The 2,957-nt window shown below is 29.7% G+C and carries 3 protein-coding genes; all 3 read right to left on the bottom strand.

Annotation, left to right across the window (positions count from 1 at the left end; all coding sequences use genetic code 11):
- Positions 1-110: 110 nt before the first annotated feature.
- Positions 111-1,181: an alpha/beta hydrolase gene (locus ACRDDY_RS04605; RefSeq protein ID WP_438563795.1), complete on the bottom strand. Its 1,071-nt coding sequence runs from the start codon at positions 1,179-1,181 to the stop codon at positions 111-113.
- A 23-nt stretch (positions 1,182-1,204) separates the two neighbouring features.
- The gene (locus ACRDDY_RS04600; protein ID WP_438563794.1) at positions 1,205-1,774 is read right to left on the bottom strand and encodes a lytic transglycosylase domain-containing protein; all 570 of its coding nucleotides are present in this window, start codon (positions 1,772-1,774) and stop codon (positions 1,205-1,207) included.
- Positions 1,775-1,917: 143 nt separating this feature from the next.
- Positions 1,918-2,957 (bottom strand): sulfite reductase subunit C (gene asrC, locus ACRDDY_RS04595; RefSeq protein WP_438563793.1); only part of this gene is annotated, 1,040 nt, incomplete at its 5' end.

Genomic DNA, 2,957 nt, shown 5'->3' with positions numbered 1-2,957 from the left:
CCAAGCTTCATTTTAAAATAAGTATATATAAAAAAGATGAACTAGCCTTTGCTAATTCTAAATTAAAAAGAAAGCATCATACATTTCTAGATGATGCTTTCTTATTTTTCCTATTTTGAAGTTTCTTCTTTTACTTCTTCTTTTACTTCTTCTTTTACTTTATCTTTTGACTCATCTTTAGATACTACCTTTTCTTCTTGCTCTGGTTCTTCTACTATATCGCCCATATATCTTTCCACAAAGTCAAATACAGCATCAAAGTAAACTTCTGGATTTGTTCCCGCTGCCTCAGCATGTCCAGCTCCTTCTATTGTTACAAGAGCTTTATCACAATGTGCTGCATCATATAATTCTTGCATCATTTCATATGGTACAAATTCATCTTTATCACCATGTATAAATAAAATCGGTGTTTTTGATTTCTCTACTTGCTTTATTGCAGATGCATCTTTTATTGAATGTCCTGTTTTAATTTTGCTTATCATATCTGCACCTTGCATCATTGGGAATTCTGGAAGCTTATATATTGTTCTCATTTGATATTTAAACTCTTCCCATGCTGATGTATAACCACAGTCTTCTACAATAGCTCTTACATTGTTTGGAAGTTCTTCTCCTGCTGCCATCATAACAGCACCTGCTCCCATAGATACTCCATGTAAAACTATTTTAGCTTCTTTATCTATATTCATTATATATTCTATCCAGTTTATTATATCTAATCTATCAGGCCATCCCATTCCTATGAATTCGCCTTCACTTTTTCCATGTCCTCTTAAATCTATTAATAAAAGATTATATCCTTTTTCATAATAATGTTTTCCTATTCTTGACATATATATAGCACTACTCATATATCCATGTACAACTATTGCCCATTTATTTGTTTCTTCTTCATTTAATATTTTATAGGCATGTAGTTTTAAATCATCATCAGATAAAATATAAATATCTTTTTTATCTTTTTTACTTTCAAACCATTCTAAATCTTCTTTTGTTAGAAGTCCACTAGTTTGATCAATACTTAATCCCTCTTCTGACGACTCATCACCAAAGACTTTATCTTTATTTGTTTTTGTACTAAGTGCTAGATTAAAAAAATAATTACTTCCTGCTATAAATGCTGCTCCTGCAAGTGCTGCTCCACCTATTGCTAATTTAGCTATATTTTTCTTTTTCATTTAAACCACTCCCCTTTAAAATTTTAATTGTATAATTCTTTATAAATTTTATCATTTTTAAGAACCTTCTGTACATAAGCTCTAGTCTCACTAAAAGGTATATAACTTAAGCTTGTTCCATTCTTTGAGTATTCAGGATTATTAAGCCAAGACTCCACATTTCCTCCTCCTGCATTATATGCGGCTATTACTAAAGTTGGATCATTGTTAAATTGCTGTATTAACTTACTTAAATAATAAGTTCCAAACATAATACTTATATCTGGCTCATACAACATATTTGGTGTAAAATTTATTACTCCTAATTTATTTGCAATATCTTGTCCTGTTTCATCTGTTATTTGCATAAGCCCTTTAGCACCTACATTAGATGTTGCATTTGGCTTAAAATCACTTTCTGTTTTTATAACTGCATCAACAAACTTAGGATCAACTCCGAATTCCTCACTGTATTTTAATACATAGGAATTATATTTTTCTGGATGTGTCATATAAAGATATTTTTTATACACTTTTCCAACAACCCATTTCCCTGCTACTATTACTAAAACAATTATTACAACTAGTAGTATTAATTTTTTTAATTTTTTCATTCACTTACAGACCTCTTATTTTTTTAAGGTGATTTAACCTCTATCTTAATTTTATCACATTTTCCTCTCATTTTGTTATTTACTACAATATTTTAATATTTTTTATAATTATAATAAAAAAGAAGGCTAAAAAGCCTCCTTTTTTATCTCATTTCTCTATTAGAATTTATTGTTTTATGCATCACCATAGGTTTAACATTAAAGTTTGATCTATATTCTGTTTCAGCCCAGAATATATTTTCAGCAACTAACGCCTCTTCATTTAATTCTACACCATCTAAAATTATCTCTTTAAATTTATGGTATCCTGCTCTATCAATTAAATGTCCACCATGTAAATATTCTGGTTTATAATCTAATGCCCATGAAGAGAATTTTTGCCAGTTTGCAAACATAGCTAAAACTACATCTTCAGTTACATAGTTTAAAAAAGTTTTTCCCATTCTTGGAGTTTGCTTTCCTGTTCTTCCTCCAATTACTACACGATAATATTTTTTCTCTTCTCTTGTCCATGCACTTGCAGGACATGCTATTACACATTCTCCACAACCAACACAACAACAATCATCTTTATCTATTTTATGTTTATCATTTAATGTAAGAACTCTTGTTGCATGTTTTTCACAAGCACGTACACAAGCTCCGCATCCTATACATCTATCTTCATGATAAATATTTCTAGTTTGTCCAATCACACCAAAATCTTGAAAATGACCTTTTGCACAATCATTAGGACATCCTGCAACTGAAACCTTTATATGATATGGTGATGGATATACTAGCTCTTCAATTTTATTTGCCATCTCTTTTGTATTTACATTTGCTTTTATACAATGAGTATTCCCAATACAAGCCATAACATTTCTTGGTCCTATATATGGATATCCATTTTTTGATTTTTCCATATCACAGTTACATTCATCAATTTGCACAGCTTTAATATATTCTTCAATATATTCATTAGCTTTTTCTACATTTTCATATTTAATTCCTGGAATATCAAAAGTTTGTCTCATTCCCATATGAAATGTTCCATTACCAAATTTTTCAGCAATTTCTTGAACTGTTTTTAAATACTTAGCTTCTATTACTCCACCTGGTATACGCATTTGAAGCATAAACTCACCTGGAACTTTAGATTGACGAAAACAATTTTTTCTTAATTTTTTTATATCTATATCAT

Source organism: Clostridium sp. (assembly GCF_051656525.1).
Lineage (GTDB): Bacteria > Bacillota > Clostridia > Clostridiales > Clostridiaceae > Clostridium.
Note: the sequence above shows the minus strand (reverse complement) of the source record. Positions and strands in the feature narration are given on the sequence as shown.